The organism is Pseudomonas danubii, from assembly GCF_042980055.1.
GTDB classification, from domain to species: Bacteria; Pseudomonadota; Gammaproteobacteria; order Pseudomonadales; family Pseudomonadaceae; genus Aquipseudomonas; species Aquipseudomonas danubii.
Window position 1 is genome coordinate 2098514 of sequence record NZ_CP116502.1, and the last position, 23716, is coordinate 2122229.

25 protein-coding genes and 1 pseudogene are annotated in these 23716 nt (G+C 63.6%); 14 read left to right on the top strand and 12 right to left on the bottom strand.

Annotated features, from left to right (window positions below):
- Window positions 1–223 precede the first annotated feature (223 nt).
- The gene (locus tag PFZ56_RS09705) at window positions 224–988 is read left to right on the top strand and encodes a sulfite exporter TauE/SafE family protein (RefSeq protein ID WP_170004352.1); all 765 of its coding nucleotides are present in this window, start codon (window positions 224–226) and stop codon (window positions 986–988) included.
- Between the two features lie 9 nt (window positions 989–997).
- Here PFZ56_RS09705 and PFZ56_RS09710 read toward each other — a convergent pair whose 3' ends face one another.
- Window positions 998–1312, bottom strand: coding sequence for a putative quinol monooxygenase (locus PFZ56_RS09710; protein WP_102861038.1), 315 nt, complete (start codon window positions 1310–1312; stop codon window positions 998–1000).
- Window positions 1313–1515: 203 nt separating this feature from the next.
- On the opposite strand from PFZ56_RS09710, the gene PFZ56_RS09715 reads away from it, so the two are divergent.
- The 8 genes from PFZ56_RS09715 (at window position 1516) to PFZ56_RS09750 (ending at window position 10999) form a co-directional block, all read left to right on the top strand.
- Window positions 1516–2106 carry an NAD(P)H-dependent oxidoreductase gene (locus tag PFZ56_RS09715; RefSeq protein WP_102861039.1) on the top strand — a complete coding sequence of 197 codons (591 nt, stop codon included), beginning with the start codon at window positions 1516–1518 and terminating at the stop codon, window positions 2104–2106.
- A gap of 75 nt (window positions 2107–2181) precedes the next feature.
- Complete coding sequence (locus PFZ56_RS09720) at window positions 2182–3093, top strand: LysR family transcriptional regulator (protein ID WP_170004350.1); 912 nt, start codon at window positions 2182–2184, stop codon at window positions 3091–3093.
- Window positions 3094–3310: 217 nt separating this feature from the next.
- Window positions 3311–4978 (top strand): gamma-glutamyltransferase, encoded by a 1668-nt coding sequence (gene ggt, locus PFZ56_RS09725; RefSeq protein ID WP_110595958.1) that lies wholly within the window; start codon window positions 3311–3313, stop codon window positions 4976–4978.
- A 195-nt stretch (window positions 4979–5173) separates the two neighbouring features.
- Window positions 5174–6619: a SulP family inorganic anion transporter gene (locus PFZ56_RS09730; RefSeq protein ID WP_170001232.1), complete on the top strand. Its 1446-nt coding sequence runs from the start codon at window positions 5174–5176 to the stop codon at window positions 6617–6619.
- A gap of 216 nt (window positions 6620–6835) precedes the next feature.
- The gene (locus PFZ56_RS09735) at window positions 6836–8185 is read left to right on the top strand and encodes a gluconate:H+ symporter (RefSeq protein ID WP_102861043.1); all 1350 of its coding nucleotides are present in this window, start codon (window positions 6836–6838) and stop codon (window positions 8183–8185) included.
- Window positions 8186–9046 carry a MurR/RpiR family transcriptional regulator gene (locus PFZ56_RS09740; protein WP_102861044.1) on the top strand — a complete coding sequence of 287 codons (861 nt, stop codon included), beginning with the start codon at window positions 8186–8188 and terminating at the stop codon, window positions 9044–9046. It abuts the gene before it with no gap.
- Window position 9047: 1 nt separating this feature from the next.
- Window positions 9048–10514: an amidohydrolase family protein gene (locus PFZ56_RS09745; RefSeq protein ID WP_110653095.1), complete on the top strand. Its 1467-nt coding sequence runs from the start codon at window positions 9048–9050 to the stop codon at window positions 10512–10514.
- 116 nt (window positions 10515–10630) lie between these two features.
- Window positions 10631–10999 carry a glyoxalase superfamily protein gene (locus PFZ56_RS09750; RefSeq protein ID WP_110595960.1) on the top strand — a complete coding sequence of 123 codons (369 nt, stop codon included), beginning with the start codon at window positions 10631–10633 and terminating at the stop codon, window positions 10997–10999.
- Window positions 11000–11005: 6 nt separating this feature from the next.
- Here PFZ56_RS09750 and PFZ56_RS09755 read toward each other — a convergent pair whose 3' ends face one another.
- Window positions 11006–12034, bottom strand: coding sequence for an AraC family transcriptional regulator (locus PFZ56_RS09755; protein ID WP_170001231.1), 1029 nt, complete (start codon window positions 12032–12034; stop codon window positions 11006–11008).
- Between the two features lie 563 nt (window positions 12035–12597).
- Here PFZ56_RS09755 and PFZ56_RS09760 point away from each other — a divergent pair.
- Window positions 12598–13035: a DUF3077 domain-containing protein gene (locus tag PFZ56_RS09760; protein ID WP_170001230.1), complete on the top strand. Its 438-nt coding sequence runs from the start codon at window positions 12598–12600 to the stop codon at window positions 13033–13035.
- Window positions 13036–13107: 72 nt separating this feature from the next.
- Here PFZ56_RS09760 and PFZ56_RS09765 read toward each other — a convergent pair whose 3' ends face one another.
- On the bottom strand, window positions 13108–13971 hold the full coding sequence (locus tag PFZ56_RS09765; RefSeq protein ID WP_372342433.1) for a methyl-accepting chemotaxis protein: 864 nt from the start codon (window positions 13969–13971) through the stop codon (window positions 13108–13110).
- 42 nt (window positions 13972–14013) lie between these two features.
- Window positions 14014–14892: pseudogene (locus PFZ56_RS09770) on the bottom strand (methyl-accepting chemotaxis protein); the annotation flags it as partial.
- Between the two features lie 493 nt (window positions 14893–15385).
- Here PFZ56_RS09770 and PFZ56_RS09775 point away from each other — a divergent pair.
- Window positions 15386–16060, top strand: a complete 675-nt coding sequence (locus tag PFZ56_RS09775) for a histidine phosphatase family protein (RefSeq protein ID WP_170001229.1) — start codon at window positions 15386–15388, stop codon at window positions 16058–16060.
- A gap of 38 nt (window positions 16061–16098) precedes the next feature.
- On the opposite strand, the gene PFZ56_RS09780 is transcribed toward PFZ56_RS09775, so the two are convergent.
- From PFZ56_RS09780 to PFZ56_RS09790, 3 genes are all read right to left on the bottom strand, one after another.
- Complete coding sequence (locus tag PFZ56_RS09780) at window positions 16099–16683, bottom strand: DUF2589 domain-containing protein (protein WP_110595966.1); 585 nt, start codon at window positions 16681–16683, stop codon at window positions 16099–16101.
- 71 nt (window positions 16684–16754) lie between these two features.
- Window positions 16755–17411 carry a DUF2589 domain-containing protein gene (locus PFZ56_RS09785; protein WP_102878301.1) on the bottom strand — a complete coding sequence of 219 codons (657 nt, stop codon included), beginning with the start codon at window positions 17409–17411 and terminating at the stop codon, window positions 16755–16757.
- Window positions 17412–17492: 81 nt separating this feature from the next.
- Complete coding sequence (locus PFZ56_RS09790; RefSeq protein ID WP_102861053.1) at window positions 17493–17876, bottom strand: transcriptional regulator; 384 nt, start codon at window positions 17874–17876, stop codon at window positions 17493–17495.
- 168 nt (window positions 17877–18044) lie between these two features.
- On the opposite strand from PFZ56_RS09790, the gene PFZ56_RS09795 reads away from it, so the two are divergent.
- Complete coding sequence (locus tag PFZ56_RS09795) at window positions 18045–18602, top strand: pesticin C-terminus-like muramidase (protein WP_102878302.1); 558 nt, start codon at window positions 18045–18047, stop codon at window positions 18600–18602.
- A 42-nt stretch (window positions 18603–18644) separates the two neighbouring features.
- Here the strand turns inward: PFZ56_RS09795 and PFZ56_RS09800 are convergent, their stop codons facing one another.
- Together PFZ56_RS09800 and PFZ56_RS09805 are read right to left on the bottom strand one after the other, a co-directional pair.
- Window positions 18645–19103 carry a hypothetical protein gene (locus tag PFZ56_RS09800; RefSeq protein WP_102878303.1) on the bottom strand — a complete coding sequence of 153 codons (459 nt, stop codon included), beginning with the start codon at window positions 19101–19103 and terminating at the stop codon, window positions 18645–18647.
- An 84-nt stretch (window positions 19104–19187) separates the two neighbouring features.
- Complete coding sequence (locus PFZ56_RS09805; protein WP_249735472.1) at window positions 19188–19736, bottom strand: hypothetical protein; 549 nt, start codon at window positions 19734–19736, stop codon at window positions 19188–19190.
- A gap of 185 nt (window positions 19737–19921) precedes the next feature.
- Here PFZ56_RS09805 and PFZ56_RS09810 point away from each other — a divergent pair, with 185 nt between their 5' ends.
- The gene (locus PFZ56_RS09810) at window positions 19922–20257 is read left to right on the top strand and encodes a hypothetical protein (RefSeq protein WP_060842421.1); all 336 of its coding nucleotides are present in this window, start codon (window positions 19922–19924) and stop codon (window positions 20255–20257) included.
- Between the two features lie 75 nt (window positions 20258–20332).
- On the opposite strand, the gene PFZ56_RS09815 is transcribed toward PFZ56_RS09810, so the two are convergent.
- From PFZ56_RS09815 to PFZ56_RS09825, 3 genes are all read right to left on the bottom strand, one after another.
- Window positions 20333–21799 (bottom strand): glycosyltransferase family 39 protein, encoded by a 1467-nt coding sequence (locus PFZ56_RS09815; RefSeq protein ID WP_170001228.1) that lies wholly within the window; start codon window positions 21797–21799, stop codon window positions 20333–20335.
- Between the two features lie 162 nt (window positions 21800–21961).
- Window positions 21962–22450, bottom strand: a complete 489-nt coding sequence (locus PFZ56_RS09820; protein ID WP_170001227.1) for a hypothetical protein — start codon at window positions 22448–22450, stop codon at window positions 21962–21964.
- Window positions 22451–22538: 88 nt separating this feature from the next.
- On the bottom strand, window positions 22539–23009 hold the full coding sequence (locus PFZ56_RS09825; RefSeq protein ID WP_222933437.1) for a hypothetical protein: 471 nt from the start codon (window positions 23007–23009) through the stop codon (window positions 22539–22541).
- A 367-nt stretch (window positions 23010–23376) separates the two neighbouring features.
- Between PFZ56_RS09825 and PFZ56_RS09830 the strand changes: the two genes are divergently transcribed.
- Window positions 23377–23694 (top strand): hypothetical protein, encoded by a 318-nt coding sequence (locus PFZ56_RS09830; protein WP_011059155.1) that lies wholly within the window; start codon window positions 23377–23379, stop codon window positions 23692–23694.
- Window positions 23695–23716 lie beyond the last annotated feature (22 nt).

Here is a 23716-nt window from a genome sequence, read left to right on the forward strand (position 1 = left end):
GAACGGGGTCTCTTACGGAGGCCGTGCAGATGTTTTTGTAGGAGCCGGCTTGCCGGCGAAGAGGCCTTAGGATTTTGCATCGGGCTTGAGTACGCCTTCCCTGGCAAGCCAGCTCCTACGGAGGTACGGGCAATAGGTTTTGGTATGTGCCTATTGCCTGGCAAGAGGCTGGCTCAGTATATGGCAGATTTTCAGCTCGGCGGGCAGGGCGCAGGATAGGCCCATGAACAGCTCTCTCGCGTTTTATCAAAACCTCGGACTGGCCCTTTCTCTGCTAGTCATCGGCACCTTCGTACTGGCCGGCATGGTCAAGGGGGTGATCGGCCTCGGCCTGCCCACCATCGCCATGGGGCTGTTGGGGCTGGCTATGGCTCCGGCGCAGGCTGCAGCCTTGCTGATCATTCCGGCGACCCTGACCAATCTCTGGCAACTGGCCTTTGGCGGGCACCTGCCGGCCTTGCTCAAGCGCCTGTGGCCGATGTTGCTGGCGATCTTCGTCGGCACGGCCGCCGGTTCATTGTGGTTGGGCATCGAGGGCGGGCATTGGGTGGTGCGGGGGTTGGGCGCGGCGTTGCTGCTGTATGCCCTGAGCGGCCTGCTGTTGCCGACCCTGCGCGTGTCGCCGACCCAGGAGCGCTGGCTGGCTCCGCTATGCGGGCTGATCACCGGGGTCATCACTTCGGCCACCGGAGTGTTCGTGATCCCGGCGGTGCCCTATCTGCAGGCCCTGGGCTTGAACAGGGATCAGTTGGTGCAGGCCTTGGGCCTGTCGTTCACGGTGTCGACCCTGGCCCTGGCCGCCGGCCTGCTGTGGCGCGGCGCCCTGGGTGGCGCCGAGCTGGGGGCTTCCTTGCTGACCCTGGCCCCGGCGCTGTTGGGCATGTGGCTGGGGCAATGGTTGCGCCAGCGCATCAGCGCCTTGCTGTTCAAGCGGGTGTTCTTCATCGGCCTGGGGCTGCTGGGCGGGCATCTGTTGATCAGCGGCTAGACCTCTGGCTCAGCGGCCAGCCGCGGCCGGGCTGAGCATGTCGATGGCGCGGATCTCGAAGTCGCGCTCCAGGTAGTCCATGCGCGCGTCGAGAAACTGCTGCATATGCGGCAGGCCAGAGTGGCTATCCAGCGCCTCCTGGGAAGCCCAGACCTCGTAGAAGATGAACAGGCTCGGGTCTTCCCGGTCCCGCAGCATGTGGTACTCGATGCAGCCGGCTTCAGCGCGGCTGGCGGCGACATGGCTCAGGAAGAACGCCTGGAAGGCGTCGGCGCGTTCGGGACGGGTCTTGGCGTGAAGGATAAAAGCCTGGGGCGTGGACATGCGCAAAACACTCATTGACGGGGAAGGTGCTGAAAATCCTAAGGCAAAGATCTGCTATCGATTCGTGCGTTTTAGTCAAATGTATTTTGAGTAACCCGGGCTTATTCTCCGCTCCCTGCCTGATTAACCTGCCGCCATCGTTTGCAACCTTCACAGCCCGTCGCTGCCGATGCGCGATGGGCTGTCCCCGATGAGGCCGGATCATGAAAAAAGTACTGCTGCTCAATGGCGCCAAACAGTTCGCCCACTCCGATGGCCGTTACAACGCCACCCTGCACGACACCGCCCTGGCGGTGCTGGATCGCGGTGGCCTGGAGGTCAAGGTCACCCATATCGACGAGGGCTACGACATTCAGGAAGAAGTGGCGAAGTTTCTCTGGGCCGACGTGATCATCTACCAGATGCCCGGCTGGTGGATGGGCGCGCCGTGGATCGTCAAGAAGTACATCGACGAAGTCTTCACCGAAGGCCACGGCAGCCTCTACGCCAGCGATGGCCGGACCCGTTCCGACGCCTCGCAGAAATACGGCAGCGGCGGCCTGATCCAGGGCAAGCAGTACATGCTGTCGCTGACCTGGAACGCGCCGCAGCAGGCCTTTGACGACCCGACCGACTTCTTCGAAGCCAAGGGCGTGGACGCGGTGTACTTCCCGTTCCACAAGGCCAACCAGTTCCTCGGCATGCGCGGCTTGCCGACCTTCCTCTGTGTCGACGTGATGAAGCGCCCGAACATCGAAGCCGACGTGCAGCGCTACGCGGAGCACCTCAAGGCGGTGTTCAATCTCCAGGGCTGAATCCGGCTACTATTGAGCGCCTTGAAGCGGGCCTGCGGTTTATCCAGGGCCCACCAGCGCCGATAAAGGACTCCTGTGAAAGCCCGATCCGACGAGTTGCAAGTCTTGGTTTGCGTCATCGAGTGCGGTTCGATTTCCGCCGCCGCCGAGCAATTGGCCCAGACCCCTTCGGCGGTCAGCCGCACCTTGTCGCGGTTGGAGGCCAAGCTCGACACCACGCTGATCAACCGCACCACTCGACGCATGGACCTGACCGAAGAAGGGCGCTACTTCTTCGAGCAGGCCAAGCTGATTCTCGACCAGATGGACGAACTCGAAGAGCGCCTGTCCTCGCGCCAGCGCAATCCGTCCGGGCGTTTGCGGATCAACGCCGCATCGCCCTTCATGCTGCACGCCATCGTTCCCCATGTGGCTGAGTTCCGTCGCCTGTACCCGGACATCCAGCTGGAACTCAACAGCAACGACCTGATCATCGACCTGCTGGAGCAGAGCACCGACATCGCCATCCGCATCGGCGTGCTGGCGGACTCGACCCTGCATGCCCGCTCCCTGGGCTGTAGCCCGCTGCATATCCTCGCCAGCCCCGATTACCTGGCCCGCCACGGCACGCCGCACAGCGTGGCCGAACTGGCCGAACACACCTTGCTCGGCTTCACCCAGACCGAAACCCTCAACCACTGGCCGTTGCGCCATGTGCACGGTGATCGCTGGCAGATCCAGCCGGACATCAGTGCCTCCAGCGGCGAGACCTTGCGCCACCTGGCGCTGGAGGGGCAGGGGATTGCCTGCCTGTCGCATTTCATGACCATCGACGACATCCGCGCCGGGCGCCTGCAACCGGTGCTGGCCTCGTTCAACAGCGGCTACCGCCAGCCGATCAACGCGGTGTACTACCGCAACTCGCAACTGGCCCTGCGCATCCAGTGCTTCCTGGATTTCATCCAGGGCAAGCTGGCCGATTACGCCCACCCCGAGTTCCAGGGCTGAAAGCCCCGTTCCCCGCCTATCACCCGTAGGAGCCGGCTTGCCGGCGAAGAGGCCCCCAGGTTTTGCGCAAGTCTTGAAATCGCTTTCGCTGGCAAGCCAGCTCCTACGGTCATTTATGTTTGTGGGTTGGTACGCGCGTACTGCAATTGACGATTGCTCAAACCGTGATCCCGGGCCTATGTTCTTGCCGTTCAAAAACAAGAAAAGGAAGGACTTTATGCGCATCCTGTTGTTCAAGACCCTGGCCCTGACGGCCGCCATCGCCGCCAGCAGTTCGGCGTTCGCCGTGACCCTGGAAGGCGGCGCGGTGGCTGCGCCCAACCAGTACGGCGCCGATGTCGCGGCGCAGATCCTGAAGAAAGGCGGTAACGCGGTGGACGCCGCGGTGGCCACGGCCTTCGCCCTGGCAGTGACCTACCCCGAAGCCGGTAACATCGGCGGCGGCGGTTTCATGACGATGTTCATCGACGGCAAACCCTACTTCCTCGACTACCGGGAAACCGCGCCCAAGGCCGCGACCCGGGACATGTACCTGAATGAAAAGGGCGAGGTGATCGAGAACCTGAGCCTGGTGGGCGCGCGCGCCGCCGGGGTGCCGGGCACCGTGATGGGGCTGTGGGAAGCCCACCAGAAGTTCGGCAAGTTGCCGTGGAGCGAGTTGATCACGCCGGCCGTGGGCTACGCGAAAAACGGTTTCAAGGTGGCGGACAAGCAGTACCAGTACCGCGAGGATGCGTTGAAGCTGTTCAACGGCAGCACCAACTTCGGCGACTACTTCGGCAGCATGAAACCCGGTGAAACCTTCCGTCAGCCGGAGCTGGCCGCGACCCTGGAGCGCATCGCCGACCAGGGCGCCAAGGAGTTCTACAGCGGCAAGACCGCCGACTTGCTGGTGGCGCAGATGCAGGCCGACAAAGGCCTGATCACCAAACAGGACCTGCAGGACTACAAGGTCCAGTGGCGCCAGCCGCTGCAGGTCAGTTTCCGTGGCAACACCCTGTACACCGCACCGCCACCCAGCTCCGGTGGGGTGGCCCTGGCGCAGTTGATCAGCATCAAGGAAGAACGTGCCGCGGACTTCAAGGGCGTCGAGCTGAACTCGGCCAAGTACATCCACTTGCTGGCAGAAATCGAAAAGCGCGTGTTCGCCGACCGTGCCGACTACCTGGGCGACCCGGCGTTCTCCGACGTGCCGGTCAAGCAACTGACCGACCCGGCCTATCTGAAAAAACGCGCCGCCGAGGTCAACCCGAATGCCATCTCGGCCACCGAGAAAGTGCGTCCCGGGCTTGAGCCGCACCAGACCACCCACTTCTCCATCGTCGATGCCCAGGGCAACGCGGTGAGCAACACCTACACCCTGAACTGGGATTACGGCAGTGGCGTGGTGGTCAAGGGGGCGGGCTTCTTGCTCAACGATGAGATGGATGACTTCAGTTCCAAGCCCGGCGTAGCCAACGCCTTCGGCGTGGTGGGTGGCGATGCCAACGCCATCGCCCCGGGCAAGCGCATGCTGTCGTCCATGAGCCCGAGCCTGGTGACCCGCGATGGCAAGGTCACCCTGGTGCTGGGCACCCCCGGTGGTTCGCGGATCTTCACCTCGATCTTCCAGGTGCTGAACAACCTCTATGACTACAACCTGCCCCTGGAAAAGGCCGTGGCCGCGCAGCGCGTGCATCACCAGTTGCTGCCCAAGGACACGATCTACTACGACGCCTATGCGCCGCTCACCGGCAAGGTCGCCGATGAGCTGAAAACCATGGGCTACACCCTGGAAGACCAGGGTTGGGAGATGGGCGACATCCAGGCGATCCGGGTCAATGGCACCCAGCTTGAAACCGCTTCCGACCCCCGCGGTCGTGGTGTCGGCAAGATCGTCAAATAACCACAACCCTCTGTCAGCGCCGGCTTGCCGGCGAAGGCGCGCTCAAGCCCGGCACTCGGTGTCGGGGCGCTTTCGTCGGTAAGCCGGCTCCGACCGCTCGCCTGTCTAGGCGCCGACCACGCAACTGCGTACCATTGCCCGCCTTTTTCCGCTCTCCCCCGGGCCGCGTCCGCCGGTCCGCCTATCAGGTCAACCATGAAAGCAAAACGTCTGCGCGCCGATGTCCTGGCCGGACTCACTACCTCCTTCGCCTTGCTCCCCGAATGCATCGCCTTCGCCCTGGTGGCCCATCTCAACCCGTTGATGGGCCTGTACGGCGCCTTCTTCATCTGCACCCTGACCGCGCTGTTCGGTGGTCGGCCGGGCATGGTGTCCGGCGCTGCCGGTTCCATGGCGGTGGTGATCGTCGCCCTGGTGGTGCAGCACGGGGTGCAGTACCTGCTGGCCACGGTGTTGCTGGGCGGGCTGGTCATGGTCGCCTTTGGCCTGCTGCGCCTGGGCAAGCTGGTGCGCATGGTGCCGCACCCGGTGATGCTGGGGTTCGTCAACGGCCTGGCAATCGTCATTGCCCTGGCCCAGCTGGAGCATTTCAAGAGCGGTGAACACTGGCTCAGCGGCCAGGCGCTGTACCTGATGGCCGGGCTGGTGGCGCTGACCATGGCCATTGTCTACCTGCTGCCACGCCTGACTCGGGCGGTGCCACCGGCCCTGGTGGCGATCCTTGGCGTCGGCGCATTGGTGTACCTGCTGGGCCTGCCGACCCGCACCCTGGGGGACATGGCCCACATCGCCGGCGGCCTGCCGAGCCTGGCGCTGCCCCAGGTGCCGTGGAACCTGGACACCCTGGGCATCATCGTGCCCTACGCGTTGCTGATGGCCATGGTCGGCCTGCTGGAAACCCTGCTGACCTTGAACCTCACCGACGAAATCACCGAGAGCCGTGGCTACCCGGACCGCGAATGCGTGGCCCTGGGCGCGGCCAATGTGGTGTCGGGCCTGTTCGGCGGCATGGGCGGCTGCGCGATGATCGGCCAGACCGTGATCAACCTCAGCTCCGGTGGTCGCGGGCGCTTGTCCGGGGTGGTGGCCGGGGGGCTGATCCTGCTGTTCGTGCTGTTCCTGTCGCCGCTGATCGAGCGCATTCCCCTGGCGGCCCTGGTAGGGGTGATGTTCGTGGTGTCGCAGCAGACCTTTGCCTGGGCCTCGTTGCGGGTGATCAACAAGGTGCCGATGAACGATGTGCTGGTGATCCTCGCCGTGAGCGTGATCACGGTGTTCACCGACCTGGCCATAGCGGTGTTCTGCGGCATTGTGATCGCGGCGCTGAACTTCGCCTGGCAGCAGGCCCGGGAGCTGTACGCCGACGCTCACCTGGAGGCCGACGGCAGCAAGCGCTATCAGTTGCACGGCACGTTGTTCTTTGCTTCCACCACGCCGTTTCTCAATCAGTTCGACCCGGCGGGTGACCCGCAGCACGTGACCGTCGACTGTCGCCACCTGAGCTTTGTCGACTACTCGGCCATCGCCGCCCTGAAAACCTTGCGCGAGCGCTATGCCAAGGCCGGCAAGCAACTGCGGGTGCTGCACCTGTCGGAGCGTTGCAAGAAGCTGCTGAAACGAGCCCGGGTGCAACACGACTGAAGCCCGGGGGCGAGTGGCAGTGCTCGCCCGGTTTTCAATGCGCGGGGATGAAAATAGCCACTACCGATTTTCATCACTCGCGCTTTTGCATAGCTGTTCGCGACAAGGCCTGCCTCTTTACGAAAATTAGTTTCACTTGGTTTGAAACAAAACTCCTTAAGTGATTAAAGAGTTTCACAACCATTCGAAAGTGACGCTGTTTTCAAGGAGAACACCATGGCTCCCGCAACGGGTTATTGGCTGCTGGGCTACGCCGCAGTCGCCATCATTGCGTTGATCGTGTTGATCGCCCGCTACCGACTCAATCCCTTTATCGTCATCACCCTGGTGTCCGTCGGCCTGGCGCTGATGGCCGGCATGCCGCCGTCCGGTGTGGTGGGTGCCTATGAAGCCGGGGTCGGCAAGACCCTGGGCCATATCGCCCTGGTGGTGGCCCTGGGCACCATGCTCGGCAAGCTGATGGCCGAATCCGGCGGCGCCGAACAAGTGGCGCGGACCTTGATCGACCGCTTCGGCGAGCGCAACGCCCATTGGGCCATGGTCTGTATCGCCTTTCTGGTGGGGTTGCCGCTGTTTTTCGAAGTGGGTTTTGTACTGCTCATCCCCATTGCCTTTACCGTGGCACGGCGGGTGGGGGTGTCGCTGCTGATGGTGGGGCTGCCCATGGTCGCCGGGCTGTCGGTGGTCCACGCTCTGGTGCCGCCGCACCCGGGGGCGATGCTGGCGGTGCAGGCCTATCAGGCGTCGGTGGGGCAGACCCTGCTGTACGCGATCCTGATCGGCGTGCCCACGGCGATCATCGCCGGTCCGGTGTATGCCCGGTTTATCGTGCCGCACATCCATCTGCCGGCCGAGAACCCCCTGGAGCGTCAGTTCATTGCCCGCGAACCCCGGGCGCGCCTGCCCAGCTTTGGCCTGACCATGTTCACCATCCTGTTGCCGGTGGTGCTGATGCTGATCGGCGGCTGGGCCAACCTGCTGGCGGAGCCCGGCACCGGGCTCAATCAGTTCCTGCTGTTTATCGGCAACTCGGTGATCGCCCTGTTGGTGGCCACCCTGGTGAGTTTCTGGACCCTGGGGCTGGCCCAGGGCATCAACCGTGAATCGATCCTCAAGTTCACCAACGAGTGCCTGGCGCCCACCGCCAGCATCACCTTGCTGGTGGGGGCCGGTGGTGGCCTCAACCGGATTCTCATCGACTCCGGGGTCACCGAGCAGATCGTCGGCCTGGCCCATGAATTCCAGCTGTCGCCGCTGTGGATGGGCTGGCTGTTTGCGGTGTTGATGCGGGTCGCCACCGGTTCTGCCACCGTGGCCCTGACCACCGCTTCCGGGGTGGTGGCGCCGGTAGCCGTCGGCCTGGGGTATCCCCACCCGGAACTGCTGGTGATTGCCACCGGGGCCGGTTCGGTGATTCTGTCCCACGTCAACGACGGTGGCTTCTGGCTGGTGAAGGAATACTTCAATATGACCGTCATTCAAACCTTCAAGACCTGGACCGTGCTGGAGACGCTGATTTCGCTGATCGCCTTCGGCCTGACCCTGGGACTCGCGGAGCTGTTGTAGATGGACATTCTTTATCAGATCCGTTCGCGCCTGGATGACTTCAGCGCCGGGGAAGGGCGGATCGCCCGCTTGCTGCTCGACGACGTGGGCTTTGCCGCCTCCGCCAGCCTCGACGAACTGGCCCAGCGCGCCGAAGTCAGCGCCGCCACCCTGTCGCGCTTTGCCCGCAGCGTCGGTTGCCGCGACCTGCGCCAACTGCGCTTGCAGCTGGCCCAGGCCAGCGGTGTCGGCAGCCGCTTTCTCGACCCGGCCGGGGCGCCCGAGCAGTCCGGTTTCTACCGGCAGATCCTGGGCGATATCGAGTCTGCGCTGCATCAGCACCTGGCCGGTTTCGAGGAAACGCAGTTTGCCGATGCGGTGCGCTTGCTGGGGCGCGCACGGATGATCCACGCCTTCGGCATGGGCGGCTGCTCGACGCTGTGCAGCGATGAACTGCAGGTGCGCCTGGTGCGCCTGGGCTACCCCATCGCCGCCTGCCACGACCCGGTGATGATGCGGGTGACCGCCGCCGCCCTGGGGCCGCAACACGCGGTGATCGCCTGTTCCCTGACCGGCATCACCCCCGAATTGCTGGACGCGGTGGCCCTGGCCCGCAACTACGGTGCCGGCATCCTCGCCATTACCCTGCCCGAGTCACCCCTGGCCCAACTGGCGGACGTGGTGCTGCCTCTGCACAGCGCCGAAACCTCGTTCATCTACAAACCCACCGCGGCCCGCTACGGCATGCTGCTGGCCATTGATGTACTGGCTACCGAGCTGGCCCTGGCCCTGCCCGATGACAGCCAGGAACGCCTGCGGCGAATCAAGCTGGCCCTGGACCATTACCGGGGCGGCGACGACTGCCTGCCCCTGGGAGACTGACATGCGCTACGACACGCTGATCCGCAACGCCCTGATCATCGACGGCAGCGACCGCCCGGGCTATCCCGCCGACCTGGCGATCGGCGACGGTCGCATCCAGCGCATCGGTGACCTGTGCGCCGCCACCGCCGAGCACGAGATCGATGCCGGCGGCCGAGTCCTGGCCCCGGGTTTCATCGATGTGCACACCCACGACGACACCGTGGTGATCCGCCAGCCGCAGATGCTGCCCAAGCTCAGCCAGGGCGTGACCACAGTGATCGTCGGCAACTGCGGGATCAGCGCCGCGCCGGTGAGCCTCAAGGGCGATCCGCCGGACCCGATGAACCTGCTGGGCGAGCGCTCGATGTTTGTCTATCCGCACTTTCGCGACTATCGCGCGGCGGTGGATGAGGCGCGCCCGGCGGTGAACGTCGCGGCCCTGGTGGGGCACACGGCGCTGCGCAGCAACCACCTTTCGGACCTGCATCGCACCGCCAGCGCGGGCGAAATCGCGGCCATGCGCGAGCAACTGCGCGAAAGCCTGGAGGACGGCGCCCTCGGCCTGTCCAGCGGGCTGGCCTATGCCAGCGCCTTCTGTGCCGAGACCGATGAAGTGCTGCAACTGGCCCAGGAACTGACGGCGTTCGGGGCGGTGTACACCACCCACCTGCGCAGCGAGTTCGAGCCGGTGCTGGAGGCCATGGACGAAGCCTTCCTGATCGGTCGCGCGGCCCGGGCGCCGGTGATCGTCTCTCACCTCAAATGCGCCGGGGCCGGCAACTGGGGACGCAGCCCGCAACTGCTGGCGGCCCTGGAACAGGCGGCCCAGGATCATCCGGTGGGCTGCGATTGTTATCCCTACGCCGCCAGCTCCTCGACCCTGGATCTCAAGCAAGTCACCGATGCGTACCGCATCACCATCACCTGGTCCACGCCGCACCCCGAACAGGGCGGTCGTGATCTGAACGAGATTGCCGACGAGTGGGGCGTCAGCCTGCTGGTCGCCGCCGAGCGCCTGCAACCGGCGGGGGCGGTGTACTACGGCATGGATGAAAGCGACGTGCGGCGCATCCTCGCCCATCCGCTGTCGATGATCGGCTCCGATGGCCTGCCGGAAGATCCCTTCCCTCATCCACGGTTGTGGGGGGCCTTCCCTCGGGTATTGGGCCACTTCAGCCGCGACCTGGGCCTGTTCCCGCTGCACACCGCGGTGCACAAGATGACCGGGCTTTCAGCGGCGCGATTTGGCCTGCACCAGCGCGGCGAAATCCGCGAGGGGCATTGGGCCGACCTGGTGCTGTTCGATCCGGCGCGGGTGCGCGACGTGGCCGATTTCAAGCACCCGCAGCAAGCCGCGCAAGGGATCGACGGGGTCTGGGTCAATGGCGTGCGCAGCTACGCCGAGGGCCAGGCCAACGGTCAACGCTCGGGACGTTTCTTACCGCGAGAGGGGGATTTGCGCCGGGGCTTCACATCCGTAGTCTGATTCTTTGATCTTCATCACAGTGATGGCGCTGTGCCATTAAAGAATCCTTGCGCGGCGCCGAAGTGCTGGGAATCGCCACCTGTAGAGTCGGCCTATTTCAGTCAGGGAGTCATGCAATGAGCTTTGGCAAAACCACCCCCATCCTGCGGATCTTCGATGAAGCCAAGGCCCGGGAGTTTTACCTGGACTTCCTGGGGTTCAACCTCGATTGGCAGCACCGCTTCGAGGACAATTTCCCGCTGTACATGCAGGTGTCTCGGGGCGATTGCGTGTTGCACCTGTCCGAGCATCACGGCGATTGCACCCCGGGCGCGGCGCTGCGGATCGAGACTGATGAACTGGAAACCTTCCAGCAGCAATTGCTGGCCAAGCAGTACCGTTTTTCCCATCCGCAGATCCAGGCCATGCCCTGGGGCAGCCAGGACATGACCATCAGCGATCCGTTCGGCAATCGGCTGGTGTTCACCAACGCCATCAGCGTCTGAGCGGGCTCAGGCCTTGCCGGCGTTCAGCGCGGTCTGACGAAACTGTCCCGGGGTCAACCCGGTGCGGCTCTTGAAACTGCGGTGAAATGAACGGGATTCGGTAAAGCCCAGGCAATCGGCGATCCCCTGGATCGACAGCTCGCTGTGGCGCAGATAGTGCTCGGCCAGCTCCTGGCGCAAGTCATCAAGAATCTGTTGGTAGGAGGTGCCGGCCTGTTGCAGCTGGCGCTGCAGCGTGCGTTCGGACATCTGCAACTGCTCCGCCACCTGCTCCTTGCGCGGCAGGCCGTCCTTGAGCAACTGGCGCAACACGTTCTGCACCTGCAACGCCAGGGGCGCATCGGCCAACGAGGCCATCATCGCCTGGGCGTGATCCTCCAGGGTCTTGAGCAGCCGCGCATCGGCCTGGCGCAGGGGCAACTGCAGGTAGTGCAGCGGTGCCACCAGGGCCGAGCAGGCTTGCCCGAACAGCACCGGGCAGCCGAACAGGGCCTCGTACTGCGCCACCTCGGTCTGCTCCGGCAGCGAGTGCTCGAACCACACCGCAGTGGGGGAGAGCTGCGAGTCGGCGATCCAGCGCGCATACAGCAGCCAGGAGGCGAGCACGTTTTCCACCAGATGCCGGCGAATGTCCGGGCGCCGATGACGACAGCTCCAGATCAACCGCACCTGATCGCCCGCCACCTCGGCCCGGCTGGTGCCCATGTCCCCCACCAGCTTTTCGAACGGCATGATGCGGCCCATGGCCTCGCCCAGGGTGGCGCAGTTCATGGTGATGTAGCCCAGCACATTCCAGGAATTGGGTTTGACGAAGCGCGCCGAATTGAGCCCGAACAGCGGGTCGCCGGAATGCTGGCAGAAGTAGTCGAGCAATCGCTCATGCACCTCCACTGGCAGGCGCAGACTGGTGTCGTTCAACTGCGCGGCCTCAAGCCCCGCCGCCGCCAGCGCCGGCGCCGTGGCAATACCCAATTGCTCGGCATAGAGCAGATATTTGAGCAAGGGTGGGACCGAGGTAAAACCGAGGCTGGGCATCGAGATATTCCTGGTGACAGATCCTTCGGACAGCAGGACGCAGACCGGGAAAGGTAAGGGCAAACCCCAAGTGCTGTAAATGGCTGGCGCCCCCGCTTCTTGTAGCCGCTGCCGCAGGCTGCGACCGGCCCCGAAGGGGACGCCGCCCTTGAGGGCCTCGGAAGGCCCTGCGGGCCTTGTCGCAGCCTGCGGCAGCGGCTACAGGGATGCGATAAAGTTTGCCTCTGATGGCGGATTTTCGCTTTGATTTGTAGGGCATTTCCGCGAGAATCCACCCGTTACATTTCAACTGTTTGCATGGCTTGTGCCTATCGAATGTCCAGGGCTAGTCTTCGGCCGTCGCTGCATTTCAGCGATCGGGTTTGGTAGCCCGCATCACTTCAGGCACAAGCGCCGCTGACTTTCGACAGGCCTTGATCTGTCGACGTGTTATGGCGGCTGTGCGCAGGGCACCTCGTGTGCGCTGGGTTTCCTGGAGTCCCGGTCTACCAACCTGCGTATGGCCGCCACCTTGATCGTTTGGTAGCGATGCGTGGCGGTTCAACTTCTCCAGGAGTTTTGCCGTGAAGAAAATCGTTCCCGATCCACCCGTTCTGCAACCCAGCCGTGAGTTGATCACTGCGCTGGAAGAACCCAACAAGACCTTGCTACAGGCGCTGCAAAACACCGCGCTTTCGCCCCCTTTGCATGAGCACTTCACTGCCACTGGCAGCACCCGCTTTGGTTGTCGGGATGGCGAGGGCCGCCCGCTGTTCGCGGTACGTGAAGGCTTTAATGCCGAAGAGGCGCTGCTGCACGTTTCATTGCTGCTCAAGTGCGCGGAAGAGACGGCCGACGAAATCACCAGTGCCAGCGGCATCGAGCGCGGGCTGATCTGGTCGATGATTCATTCGGTGGAGATGGCGCGGGCGGTGGTGGATGCGCTGCTCGACGGTGCCGAACAACCCTCTGTAGCCGCTGCCGCAGGCTGCGATCGGCCCCGAAGGGGACGCCGCTCTTGAGGGCCTAGGAAGGCCCTTCGGTCCTTGTCGCAGCCTGCGGCAGCGGCTACAGGACCGAAGGGCCGCGGCGAATCAGACGCGGAAGTGGCTGACCATCATCTGCAACTGGCCGCCCAGGCGCGCCAGTTCAACACTTGAGGCGGCGGTTTCGTCGCTGGCGGCGGCGGTCTGTTCGGACACGTCGCGCACGTTGATGATGCTGCGGCTGATCTCTTCGGCCACGGCGCTCTGCTGCTCGGCCGCGGCGGCGATCTGCTGGTTCATCGATTGGATGTTGGACACGGTGCGGGTGATGCTTTCCAGCGAGGCACCGGCCTTGCGGGTCAGCTCGACGCTGCTGTCGGTCAGGCTGCGGCTGTTGTTCATCACCGTGGCCACTTGCTGGGTGCCGTTCTGCAGGCCGGCCACCAGTTCTTCGATCTCTTCGGTGGACTTCTGGGTGCGCTGGGCCAGGGCCCGTACTTCGTCGGCGACCACGGCGAAACCACGACCGGCTTCACCGGCACGGGCGGCTTCGATGGCGGCGTTCAGCGCCAGCAGGTTGGTCTGCTCGGCCACGGCCTTGATCACGTCCATGACGCTGCCGATCTTGTCGCTTTCCTGTTGCAGCACGGTCATGGCATCGGTGGAGCGCACCACTTCGCTGGCCAGGCGCTCGATCTGCTCGATGGCCTGGGCCACCACTTTGTCGCCTTCGCGGGCTTCGCCGTCGGCTGCGGCTGCGGCCTGGGAAGCTTCTTCGGCATTGCGCGCGACTTCCTGCACGGTGGCGGTCATCTCGTGCATGGCGGTGGCCACCTGGTCGGTTTCGACTTTCTGGCTGTTGACCCCGGCGCTGGTTTCTTCGGTCACGGCGGACAGTTCTTCGGCGGCGCTGGCGATCTGGGTCACGCCGTCGCGGATGCCACCGATCAGTTCGCGCAGGGTCACGCCCATGCGCACGATGCCTTGTTGCAGCACGCCCAGTTCATCGCGACGGGTCACCCGCAGGTTTTCGGTGAGATCGCCCGAAGCGATGCGCTCGACCACGGCCAGGGTTTCCCGCAGCGGACGGGTGATCTGTCGGGTGATGATCACGGCAGCCAGTACGCCCACCAGCAGGGCCAGCAGGGTGCTGATCAATTGCAGGCTGCGGGCCTGGGCGCTTTCGATATCGCGGCGCTCCAGCTGGATCTGGTACAGGGCGTCGCTGCGGCTGACGATGTCGGCGCCTTGCTCGGTCATTTCCTTGCGCGCCTGTACGGCGTCGGTGAAGGCGACCTTGAAGGCCTGCAGCGAGCTGCGGTAGCCGCTCAGTGCGGTTTCCAGCTGTTGCAGGGCATCACGCTGGGTGCTGCTGAAATGGCTCTTGAGCTGATCCATTTCGGCAATGGCCGCGTTGAGCTGGGTGACGGCTTTCTGTTCGGTGTCCGGGTTGTTGGTGGTGACATAGCCGCGCACTTCATAGCGCGCCAGTTGGAAGGCTTCCTTGGCCTGGGTGATGGCCTGGAACTGCGTAAAGCGCTCGTCGCTCAGGGGCAGTTGCTTGACCCAGGTGTTGATGCCATTGATCAGGTCATTGGCGCGTTCGGCGTTCTGGTTCATCGCCAGGCGCGCAGCGTCGCCGGTGCGGTAGGCATTGCGCATCTTGTTCAGCGAGTCCTGATAAGCGCTGATGGTCGCGCCCAGGCCTTGCAGGAGCTTGATGTTTTCCGGGCTCTGGAACGTGGCCAGGAGTTTTTTCTGCTGGGCGCTGAAATCATCCAGGGTCTTCTGCACGCCCTGGGCGGCGGTTTCGTCGCCGTTGGCCAGCATGTACTGCAGACGGGTGACCCGCAGTTTGGTCAGGCCGCTGTTGAGCTGGGTGATGTCGCTCATCCAGTTACTGCGGTCGATCAGGTTGCCCAGACTGGTCCAGCCGGTCAGTGCCAGGATGCCGGTGAGGGCCAGGACCAGGCCGAAACCCAGGCCCAGCTTAAGGTTGACGCTGATGTTGGCAAACCAACTACTCATTGAATTCCTCCAGGAACATAGCTCTTCTTGATCTTGAGTTGGCTGGAAGATTGTTGTTGTTGGTGACCAGCAAGGTGTTTTGTAGGGGGTGTATCGGCGGGATGTGCCATAGCTGAAACGATTTCGTCCGCATTGTCCCAAGACAATGTTTTCGGCGATGGACGGTTATTTTGCGGGATGAACCGCCCGTGCGTTGAGCTTTTTTTCACATTGATTTCACCGCTCCCCCACGGTGTGCGCCCTAGAGTCGGTCCGGTTGCTGCCAGCGTGCCCGGCAGCGCTCAATTGTCATCCGGGTTCTGTAGCCTCGCTACGCGCTGCTCAAAAACCCGGATCACCCTCAAAGGGCGGCAGGACTGTGGCTACAAGACTCGTGCTGGCGGTGGCCAAGCGTCCGCCCTTTAGGCGTTCCCTGGTCCGTTACAAGAACGCACTGGCGCTGCTGGGCGTGTTGCTGCTGCTCCCCTTGAGTCTGTACCTGCTCAAGCCAGCGGCGGTGCCGGACCTGGCCCACGGCAACGTGGCCGGGATCAGGGCCTTGACCCGCAGTTGGGCCAAGGGCGACATGATTGTCCTGGTGCGCCACGTGGAGCGCTGCGATCGCTCCAGTGCCACCTGTCTCGGGCCCGCCGATGGCATTACCGATCGAGCGCGGGAGGTGGCGGTGAGCATTGGCGCGCAGTTCGAGCAGTTGGGCCTGGAACGCACCGACCTCTATAACAGCCCCCTGACCCGTACCGCGCAGACGGCCGGCTATATGTTCAGCAAGGTCAGCAGTGGCGATGACTGGCTGTACAACTGCAAGAACGGCCTGCTGCGCGACGTGCTGGCGCATAAGGTCGCTGGCCGCAATCTGGTGCTGGTGACCCACAGTGAATGCATGGACCAACTGGAGCAGGAACTGAAACTGTCGACCCCGACCCTGGGTTACGGCGCCTCGCTGTTCGTGTCTACCGATACCCTCAACGGGGCGCCGAAGATGCTCGGGATGATCGAGGCCAGTGACTGGCGTTCGGTAAACCTCAAGCCCTGACGGCCCCCGGGGCCGGCCGTCGCGGCCGGCGATCAGGCTCAGGGGGCCAGCAGGTCCGGATCGGCGGGAGGGGTTGCCGCGGGAGCCAGCGCGCCGGGCGCAGGACCTTCATTGATCCGTTGTGGACTGATCAGATTGGTGAACTCCTCGATCAGGCGCTGGATCGCCTCCGGCGGCTCGCAGTCGCGAAACTCCATGCAGATCTGCACTTCGTCCGGATCGCGCTCCTGGCCTTCGCGCTTGCCGCTGCCGAAGGTGACGAAAAACTTCTCGCTCTGCAGCTCGCCATTCTCCAGGTCGTGGCTGGCCTTCTGCAGTTCGGTGCCCTGCATGCGCACCGACAGGTCGACGGTCATCTTGTGCAGGGCCAGGCCCTTGGGCGAGACCAGGGCAATCAACGGGACGTTGATGATGTGCTGTTCGTTGAGGGCCACCTCGACCATCTTGGCCTTCATCGGCGTACCCAGGTCGTTGACGTTGTAGTCGAAGAACTGGTCGAACAACTTGATGTATTGCTGGGCGATCAGGTTGTGGGTCGCAGCGGCGGCCTGGTGCATGCCACGGGTGATGTGGCTCAGGTCGCTGGCGGACATGGGCTCCTTGCGACGGGAAAAAAACGCCATGGATCATGCTCCTTGTTCGATGGCTGAAGTGCCCCGCCGTGGCGGCGGGGCGGGTGGGTCAAGCGTGGTTGTCAGGGCTTGTTGCCGCTGTTTTCCGCCGGAGCATCGGGCATTTTCAGCGCGTTGGCGGTGGGCAGCTTGTCGGTGTCGGTGGCGGTGGCGCTCGGCAGCATCACCGGTTTGGTGGCGGCGTCGGTGAGGAAGTCGATCACCCGCATCAGGGCTTCCGGTGGGTCCTGGCGGACGATCTTGGTGCTGATGGCGTAGCGTGCCCGGGTGTCGGTCTTGCGGGTCTGCGTGGATTTGTGGCTCGCCGCACCCTTGACCGAAACACTGAACGGGCCCCAGCCCATCTTCGCCTCGAAACTGCCGGAGGCTTCAGTGGAGCTGGTGTCCTCGGCCATCTGGCTGATGGTCAGCTCGAACTCGATGGAGCCTTCCTCGATGGTGATGTTGGGGTGACTGATGGCCGCCAGCAGCGGGATGCGCATCGACTTCTTCACCGTACCCTTGTAGACGCCCTGGTCATCCACCAGGGTTTCGTCGTAGTCGAACTGCACCGATACCGCCTGGCCGTTCTGGATACACACACCCATGAGGAAGTCTGCATAGGCTTTGCTCGCGGCGACCTGCGCCTGGATCATTGCCATCAACGGACCGGTGATCATCTTGTCCAGGGGCAGGGCGGCAATCACGCCGCCGATCAAGCCCTTGTCGATATCTGGCATGGTCAATCTCCTTATCGTTTATGCGCGAGTTGCGCCCTTGCACCTTAAGCAAGCCCGCGCCGCCGATTCAGCGGGAATCGATTACCGGTGAGTGTTGGCTTCCAGGCGGCGGATGTTGCCGATCTGCCGCAGGCTCAGGCCGTACTTGTCTGCCAGGACGCTGCGGGAGATGCCTCCCAGGCTTTCCAGCTGGATGTGCTGATTGCGGATCTGCCGGCAGAAGTGGTCGGCCTTGGGGATCTCCAGGGCCAGTCCGGCGAAGCGTTCGATCAGGGCGTTGAGAGCATCGGGAGGCAGGATCAGCGCCAGCGAAGTGCGCTCGGCGTGCTTGGGGATGTACTTAGGACGGCCGCCGTATTCACGTGTCAGGCGGTAGGCGTTTTCCAGGCCGATGCAGTCGATGAGGGCCTGGAGTGAATGGGGTAGCTGGCGAATATCGATAAGACTGAGGTCTTTCACGTCCATTTGGTACCTCCTTGGAATTATGAATACAGCTGGTTCGATCCTAAGGAGGTGTGTCGTCCTCTGTTCAGTGGGAAATTTCCCCCCTATTAAAGGGAACTATTACATTCTGATGTTGTATCGGTCGCTGGTGATGCACTGGATTTTCTTCAACTGGAGGAGGAAATATCCATGTCACGCTATGCGATTGATTTCAGTTTTATCGCCGCTCTGGAAGGCGGTGCCATGACCCGCGGTTATGTGCCTGATGCGGCCAACAGCAAGAGCGGGGTCACGGTGGGCACGGGCTTCGATCTGGGGCAGCGAGGGGTGAAGGATTTGCAGGCGCTCAATCTGCCGGCAGATCTGGTGCGGCGCTTGACGCCCTACCTGGGCCTGACAGGGCTCAAGGCCAAGGCGTTTCTCGATGGCCAGCCCTTGAGCATCGGCAGTGACGAGGCCGAGCTGATCGATGAGGCGTTCAAGGCGCCCTTTGTCGATCGCCTGGCGGCGAACTACGCCAAGGCCAGCGGGGTGGATTTCGCCCAACTGCCGGCACCGATGCAGACCGTGATCGCCTCGGTGGCTTTTCAGTACGGCGACCTGGCCAGCCGCACGCCGAAGTTCTGGGCCCAGGTGGTGGCCCGCGACTGGTCCAGTGCCCTGGCCAACCTGCGTAACTTTGGCGACAGCTACGGCACTCGTCGGCGCAAGGAGGCCGATCTGCTGAGCTCGCAGATCGCTTCATGAGCCGTTGCCGCCCAGACTAACGGCCTGGGCGGCTTGTCGGTTTCAGGGGCAGGGGATGATTTGCAGCAGGCTCGCACTGCCCATGTGGCTGGTGTCATCGGGCCGGGTGCCGGTGGGCAGCGAACGCCAATCCACCAACAGGCACAGCGCCTTGAGGGACTTGCCCTGGGCCTGGCCGATGGGCGTGGCAAACTCATGGCGGTACAGCGCCTGGGTGGTGTTTTGCGCGGTTACGCTGCTGGCATTGCTCAAGGTGGTGCGAGCCATGTCCGGCAGTTTGTCCTGGGTGATGGTGAAGCGCGGTTGTTCGCCCGCGGTATTGAAAGCGCCCTGGTCCCGGGCGCGTTTCCACAGCTGCTGCCATTGGCTGCTGCCGGCGGTGCTCCCCAGGGTGGCGGCGTAGGCCTTCAGGGTTTCGGCCGGGGTGCTGGTGGTTTCCAGGGCGTGGGCGGCGCTGGCCAACAGGCTCAGGCCGATGATCAGTGAACGCAGAATCAACATGGGGCAACTCCTTCTGCAGGCCGCTAGGGCCCGACACGAACACAGGGAGGACCCCGGCGACAGGGCATCGCCGGGGGACAAGGCTCAGCGGGCGTCGAGGTAGTCCCAGCGCAGGCCTTCCTTGTTGTTTTTCGCCGTCAGCTCCTTGGCCACGGTGTTCTCGATGGCGTTGACGTTGATGTTTTCCACTTCAAGGATGTTTTTGTCCGCCAGTTGCTTGCGGAACTCGGCCTTGTTGGTGAGGAACTGGCAGGCGTGCCCCAACTCATGCATCAGCACCAGGGCCGGGGACAGGCGCTCGACCCGGTCACTGGCGAACAGCGCGAGGAATTTCTGGAAGTTGCTCAGGTCCGGCTGTTTGTATTGTTTCTCGATGGCGTACACCTGGGACTTGAGGTTCCACACCACGCGTCCGGCGGACGTGGTGGAGTTGGCGGCCGGAGGAATCCAGCGGTCGGTCTTGTCCGCCGCCGAGGAGTTGGTGACTTCCACGGTCAGTTCCTCTTTGACGGCGATCAGCTCGTCGAGGAGGAAGTTGGCCAGATCGGATTGGCGCAGGTAGCGGCAGGCATCGTCGAAGCGCTTCTGGGCGACGGCCTGGTCCAGGGTGGAGGTGGTAACGGTGATGCTCATGACTGACTCCTTGGGGGGATTGCCCGTCGTTGGGCAGCAGTCATGGTTTCAAGGGCGGCGGACGGGTATCAGCGGGAAAGGGTTCAAGGGGTATGGGCGGCGGGGATGGGCAGGACGGTATCGCGCGAGTAAAGTGCCGGCGCCCGGGAAATGAGTCCCGGGCGCTTTCTCCATGGAGTTACGTCGTGAAGCACATCAGCAAAGTCGTTGCCTCTGCCTGCCTCGGTCTGGTTCTTGCGGGCTGCACCGGCACCCCGATGAAAACCCAGCAGTTGGACAGCAGCCAGTACACCGTCATCGGTCACAGCGAAGGGAGCGCCACCGGCATCATGTTGCTGGGCATGTTCCCGATCCAGCAGAACAATCGCTTCGTACGCGCCCAGACTGCGGCGATCAAGGCCAAGGGCGGTGATGCCCTGATCAATACCCAGGTCCAGGAAAGCTGGTTCTGGGCCTGGGTCCTGAACGGCTACACCACCAAGGTCTCCGGTGACGTGGTCAAGCTGAAGAATCCTCAGTAAGTCCGTACCGTGCCGGGCTCCGTCGCGGGTCTGGAAATGAAAACGGCACCTGCAGCAGGTGCCGTTTTTGTTGGGTCAGCCGGCGGGCGCCAGGCTGACGAAGTAGTAGGCCTGGCGGCCGACCATGAGGATCTGCTGGATCTGCAACGGCGGCTTGGGCGCCTCGGCGCCGCCCAGTACCGCCATGTGCTGCGGCGACTCGGCGAGAAAGGCCAGCAACTGCGCTTCGGTCTGCAGGTCCTTGAGCAGGCTTTGGGTGTAGAACACGCTGGCGCCGGCGATGCGCTCGTTGGCCTGGTACAGCGCCAGCTGGTGCCCGCTACCCTGCAACGCCATGATCCGGTCGGTCACCGGGACGAACGACAGCTTGCGGTCGGCCTTGGGCGCAGCCCATTGGGCGTTGGCCAGATAGCCGCCGATCACCAGGGCCATGAGCGTTATCAGCAAGCCCTTGCGCTGGCGCCCCACGGCGCTCCAGAAACCCGTGCCCAGGGCCCGCTGGGCCAGGCGCTGGTAGAGCACCGCGGCATATTCCGCCGCCAGCACCGCCGCCGCCGGGGTCAGGGACATCAGGTACACCGTGCGTTTGCTGGAGGCCAGGCACAGCAGGGTGAATTGCGCCAGCAACCAGAGGCTGAAGAACAGCAGGTAGCGGTTCTGCACCAGGGTTTTACGAAAGTGCCACAACCCCAGGTAGACCAGGATGTTCCACGGCAGGAAGGCCTGGGGCAGCTTGGCCAGGTAGTAATAGAAGGGTTCGTAGTGCCCGGCCTCGACAAAGGAGCCGCCGAAGCGCCCGACGCTGTTGGTCCACAGCACTTCGCCCAGGGCTTGCAGGCCACCGCGCTGGTAGAGCAGGTACAGCCAGATCATCAGCGGCACCAGGCCCAGCAGGGTCAGCAACCCGGGGCGCAACCAGTGGCTGAGGGTGAAGCGTTTTTCGATCAGGCTGTCGGCCAGCAGGTAAGCGAAGATCACCACCCCTGGCATGGCCAGGCCCAGCATGCCCTTGCTCAGGGTGGCGATGGCAATGCCGACGGCGAACGCCAGCCAGGCCAGCAGCGCCGGTTGCCGTTCGGCCTGACGGCGCTGGGCCTGAAAGAACGCCAGCAGGGCCAGGGTCACCCCCAGGCTGAGCAGGGCATCTTCACCCACGCCGCGCACGTTGCTCCAGTAACTGGCCATGGTTGCCAGCATCAGCCCGGCCACCGCGGCCAGGGTGGCCGGCCGGCCGAAGCGGCGCAGCATGGCGTACAGCAGCATCACGCTGATCAGCCCGGCGAAGGCCGAGGCCAGGCGCACCGCCAGCGGCGTGCCGCCGAAGGCGCGGATGGCGCCGGCGTCGAGCCACAGGCTCAGGGGCGGTTTCTCCAGGAACGGCGTGCCGAACAGGCGCGGCGTGACCCAGTCATCATCCAGGTGCATTTCCATGGCGATCCCGGCGACCCGGGCTTCGGTGGAACCTTGCAACTGGTGGTTGCCCAGGGCGAAGAAGAACAGCAGGCAGGCCAGCAGGAACAACAGCGGAGCGGGTCGTGACATGAGTTTTGCGCCGGCAGATCGAGGGGCGCAGCCGGAAGGCCGCGGGCAAGCGCAAAAGTATACGGAGGCAACTCTTAACAAATTGTGAACAAGTAGGGGGAAAAGGTGCGGTTCGGTCTTGAGGGCTCAGGCGGACCGGCTCGCGCGGAGTTGGGGAGTTGATCAGCGCAGGTGACGGCCGCTGCGCCACCAGAAAACCAGCCCCAGAAAAGCCCCCGAGCAGCCGAACAATGGCGCCAGCGGCAGGTAGCGCGGCAAACCGTCGGGTAGCGGTTCATCCTCGTAGCGGTCGGTATAGAAGCTGGAGGGCACCAGGCTGGCTACCACGGGAATGGTCGGCATCGCCGCCAGTGCACCGCAGAACAGGTAGATCAGCACATTGCGCCAGGCAAACCGTTGGGCCAGCCAGAAGAACAGGGCGCAGGGCAGGGCCGTGATAATGCCGATCAGCACGCCACTGACCACCAGGGTCAGCAGGCCCACGAACAGCGTCTGGGTAATGATGTCTGCGTTCAACGAGCCGGCGCTGGCCAGCATCGCCAGCATGATCAGCAAGGCCAGGATCACGGCCATGGCCGTGACGCCGATGAAGTAGGCGGCGAACCAGTCCTCTGGCTGCACGCTGCGTTGGGGTGGAGTTGTTACGGACATGGAAAAGATCGCTATATGGGTGGCTGCTTTGGCCCTGCTCAAGGGGCGGGTTGCTTGGCGTCGGGCCGGTGGTGAATAAAGGCTCGGCTCAGCGCAAGTGACGCCCGCTGCGCCACCAGAACACTACCCCCAGAAACACCCCGCAGCCGCCGAACATCGATGCCAGCTGTAAATAGTGCAGCGCAGCGCTGACGCCGTGTGGGAGGTTGAAGAGTTCGGGGAGCAGCTGGGTCATCACGGGAATGGCGAACTGCGCCGCCAGGGCTCCACTCACCAGGTAGATCCACAGGCGGCGCCAGGTAAAGCGCTGGGCCAGCCAGAAGAACAGGATGCACGGCAAGGCGGCGATCAGGGTAATCAGCACCAGGCTCACCATCAGCACCGCCACGCTGAACGACAGGGAGTTGAGCAGCGATTGCCACGGCGTCTGGCTGGTGCTCAGCAGGATCAGATTGACCACCAGCATCAGGGCCAAGGCCAGTCCCGCAACGCCGATGAAGTACGTGGCGATCCAGTGATAGGGGCTCAGGGTGCGAACGGAATTGGACGTTTGGGGCATGGTGGGCACGGGCTTCAGGCTGAGGATGACCGGACCCAGGCTATCGGCAAGCAGGCGGTTTGATTGTGGAGTTTGCGTGGTTTTTTCGCGGTCAATGTTCTCTGGTGGATGACGTCGGGGCAGAAAATCCCTTATACAGGCAGCGGCCCGTCGACTGTTCACGGGCCCGGCTTGCGTCACCCACCCAGAAGGAGATGGACATGTTCAAGTTCCTGACGATTACCGAGTTGCCCCGTACCCCTGCGCATCGAGATACAGGCTCCGTTAGCGGAGCGATCAATGCCTGGGAGCTGAAAAATCGGGCTCTCAATACCAAGGGGTTTGTTACATGTCCAAAGAATTACTCGGAGTTTCTGCTGTAGGGCTGATGGTGCTGGGCGAGTTTTGCGCCATCTACAGTGAAGTGGTGGTGGCGCGGCTGGCCCATTCCGGCAACACCTCCGGTGCCGAACTGGCGTTGCCGGTGCTGATCATGTGCCTGGGCGGTATCTGCCTGCTGGCGGCCTACTGGCTGGGTTACGTGGCGGTGGGCGACATCTGGATCATCACCGTGGTCTCGGTGACGTCGCTGCTGCTTCTGGAGCCGCTGGTGATCTGGGCGCTGTTCCAGCAGGCGCCCGGGCGCGGCGCCTTGATCGGCTTCTGCCTCGGTGCGCTGGGGATGTTGTCCGCCGTGTTCCTGTAGCACGGCCTCGCTCAGGCTCGGG

Excerpts from the sequence above, each read along its gene's own strand:
- PFZ56_RS09705 (WP_170004352.1), top strand. The coding sequence starts at position 224 with ATGAACAGCTCTCTCGCGTTTTATCAAAACCTCGGACTGGCCCTTTCT.
- PFZ56_RS09710 (WP_102861038.1), bottom strand. The coding sequence starts at position 1,312 with ATGTCCACGCCCCAGGCTTTTATCCTTCACGCCAAGACCCGTCCCGAA.
- PFZ56_RS09715 (WP_102861039.1), top strand. The coding sequence starts at position 1,516 with ATGAAAAAAGTACTGCTGCTCAATGGCGCCAAACAGTTCGCCCACTCC.
- ggt (WP_110595958.1), top strand. The coding sequence starts at position 3,311 with ATGCGCATCCTGTTGTTCAAGACCCTGGCCCTGACGGCCGCCATCGCC.
- PFZ56_RS09730 (WP_170001232.1), top strand. The coding sequence starts at position 5,174 with ATGAAAGCAAAACGTCTGCGCGCCGATGTCCTGGCCGGACTCACTACC.
- PFZ56_RS09735 (WP_102861043.1), top strand. The coding sequence starts at position 6,836 with ATGGCTCCCGCAACGGGTTATTGGCTGCTGGGCTACGCCGCAGTCGCC.
- PFZ56_RS09740 (WP_102861044.1), top strand. The coding sequence starts at position 8,186 with ATGGACATTCTTTATCAGATCCGTTCGCGCCTGGATGACTTCAGCGCC.
- PFZ56_RS09745 (WP_110653095.1), top strand. The coding sequence starts at position 9,048 with ATGCGCTACGACACGCTGATCCGCAACGCCCTGATCATCGACGGCAGC.
- PFZ56_RS09750 (WP_110595960.1), top strand. The coding sequence starts at position 10,631 with ATGAGCTTTGGCAAAACCACCCCCATCCTGCGGATCTTCGATGAAGCC.
- PFZ56_RS09755 (WP_170001231.1), bottom strand. The coding sequence starts at position 12,034 with ATGCCCAGCCTCGGTTTTACCTCGGTCCCACCCTTGCTCAAATATCTG.
- PFZ56_RS09765 (WP_372342433.1), bottom strand. The coding sequence starts at position 13,971 with ATGGGCGTGACCCTGCGCGAACTGATCGGTGGCATCCGCGACGGCGTG.
- PFZ56_RS09780 (WP_110595966.1), bottom strand. The coding sequence starts at position 16,683 with ATGGCGTTTTTTTCCCGTCGCAAGGAGCCCATGTCCGCCAGCGACCTG.
- PFZ56_RS09785 (WP_102878301.1), bottom strand. The coding sequence starts at position 17,411 with ATGCCAGATATCGACAAGGGCTTGATCGGCGGCGTGATTGCCGCCCTG.
- PFZ56_RS09790 (WP_102861053.1), bottom strand. The coding sequence starts at position 17,876 with ATGGACGTGAAAGACCTCAGTCTTATCGATATTCGCCAGCTACCCCAT.
- PFZ56_RS09795 (WP_102878302.1), top strand. The coding sequence starts at position 18,045 with ATGTCACGCTATGCGATTGATTTCAGTTTTATCGCCGCTCTGGAAGGC.
- PFZ56_RS09800 (WP_102878303.1), bottom strand. The coding sequence starts at position 19,103 with ATGTTGATTCTGCGTTCACTGATCATCGGCCTGAGCCTGTTGGCCAGC.
- PFZ56_RS09805 (WP_249735472.1), bottom strand. The coding sequence starts at position 19,736 with ATGAGCATCACCGTTACCACCTCCACCCTGGACCAGGCCGTCGCCCAG.
- PFZ56_RS09815 (WP_170001228.1), bottom strand. The coding sequence starts at position 21,799 with ATGTCACGACCCGCTCCGCTGTTGTTCCTGCTGGCCTGCCTGCTGTTC.
- PFZ56_RS09820 (WP_170001227.1), bottom strand. The coding sequence starts at position 22,450 with ATGTCCGTAACAACTCCACCCCAACGCAGCGTGCAGCCAGAGGACTGG.
- PFZ56_RS09825 (WP_222933437.1), bottom strand. The coding sequence starts at position 23,009 with ATGCCCCAAACGTCCAATTCCGTTCGCACCCTGAGCCCCTATCACTGG.
- PFZ56_RS09830 (WP_011059155.1), top strand. The coding sequence starts at position 23,377 with ATGGTGCTGGGCGAGTTTTGCGCCATCTACAGTGAAGTGGTGGTGGCG.